The 1,667-nt window shown below is 58.9% G+C and carries 1 protein-coding gene; it reads left to right on the top strand.

Going from position 1 to position 1,667, the window contains the following annotated elements; genetic code table 11:
* Positions 1 to 76 precede the first annotated feature (76 nt).
* A protein-coding gene (locus K675_RS32310; RefSeq protein ID WP_085986955.1) for an IS3 family transposase occupies positions 77 to 1,629 on the top strand; the annotation gives its coding sequence in 2 pieces (ribosomal slippage) (positions 77 to 539 and positions 539 to 1,629; 1,554 coding nt in all).
* Positions 1,630 to 1,667 lie beyond the last annotated feature (38 nt).

Genomic DNA, 1,667 nt, shown 5'->3' with positions numbered 1-1,667 from the left:
CCCCCGGTGTCAGGATAGTTGTCGCCTCTCCGGTTTTTCCTAAAAAGACCATCCCGGGGGCGGAAAGAGACCATGAGTGCCGTACTATTCAGCAGAACGTAAAGCCCAGTTGCTCAAGATGTTGCTCCCCCCGCAAAGCCTGACGATGGCCGAGGTGTCACGGCGCGAAGGGGTCAGTGAAATGTCTTTGTCCAACTGGCGTAAACAGTCCAGATCCGAAGGGTGTGTCGTGTCCGAATCCAACCAGTCGCCTCAGCACTGGTCAGCCGAAATGAAGTTCGCCGTGGTGCTTGAGTCTTCCAGCCTCAGTGAAATTGAACTGGGTGAGTTCTGTCGTCGTAAAGGTCTTTATCCCGAGCAGATCAGCGAGTGGCGACAGTCCTTCATCAGCGGTATGCAGCCCGAAAAGCCCCTGAGCAAGCAAGAGCGAGAGCAAGCGCGCAAAGACAAGAAACGTATCCAGCAGCTTGAGCGTGAGCTGCATCGTAAAGAGAAGGCGCTGGCTGAGACAGCGGCGTTGCTGGTGCTGCGAAAAAAGCTCAACGACTACTGGGGGATCGACAACGAGGACAACTGACCGCCTTGCCGGAACGGCACTTGCTGGTGACTTGGCTGCATGACGCGATCCAGGCCGGGGCCCGTAAAGCCATGGCCTGTGGTGAAGTCGGGCTGTCACTCAGAACCCTGCAGCGTTGGACAGCCACCGAAGAGATCAGCGCTGATGCTCGAACGACCACGGTGCGGCCTGTTCCGCGCAATGCGCTGAGCGACGCAGAACGAAAAGCGATCATCATGCTGTGCAACAGCCCGGAGTATGCGCACTTGCCACCCTCCCAGATCGTCCCGCGTCTGGCGGATCAGCAGCGCTATCTGGCATCGGAATCGACGTTTTACCGACTCTTGCGGGCAAGCGGGCAGCAGCATCACCGTGGTCGTAGCCAGCGCCGCGGACGATACACAGCGCCCACAACGTATGCGGCCAAGGCTCCCAACCGGGTCTGGTCGTGGGACATCACTTATCTGCCATCGCCGGTACGCGGCAAGCACTACTATCTGTACCTGTTCGAAGATATTTACAGCCGCAAGGCCGTGGGCTGGGAGGTTTACGAGGAAGAAAGCGGTGAAAAAGCCGCCGTGCTCTTGCAGCGCAGCGTGATCAATGAACGCTGCCTGTGCGAGCCACTGGTGCTGCACTCGGACAACGGAGCGCCGATGAAGTCGATGACCTTGCTGAGCAAGATGCACGACCTGGGCATCACGCCGTCGCGTGGCAGGCCAAGGGTGAGCAACGATAACCCCTACTCGGAATCGTTGTTCCGCACGCTGAAATACTGCCCACAATGGCCGTCGAGTGGGTTTGCCAGCCTGGAGGCGGCCAGAAGCTGGGTGAGGGACTTCATGCGCTGGTACAACCACGAACACCGGCATAGCCGTATCCGCTTCGTGACCCCGGCAGAGCGACATGGCGGGCGCGATCATCAGATCTTGGCACGACGTCATGAGCTGTACGAAAAGGCCCGCCAGGCCAACCCGCAGCGCTGGTCAGGCCGGTCCCGAAACTGGGAGCCGATAGGCACGGTGTTGCTGAACCCGGATCGGGACGAGCATCGTGAGAAAAAAGCAGCATAGTTAGACGGTTGACGCGACAACTACCTTGAAAAACGCCG

It is taken from the genome of Pseudomonas fuscovaginae SE-1, assembly GCF_000364705.1.
GTDB classification, from domain to species: domain Bacteria; phylum Pseudomonadota; class Gammaproteobacteria; order Pseudomonadales; family Pseudomonadaceae; genus Aquipseudomonas; species Aquipseudomonas fuscovaginae_A.
The sequence above is the reverse complement of the archived record's forward strand: the minus strand, read 5'-3'. Positions and strand labels throughout refer to the sequence as shown.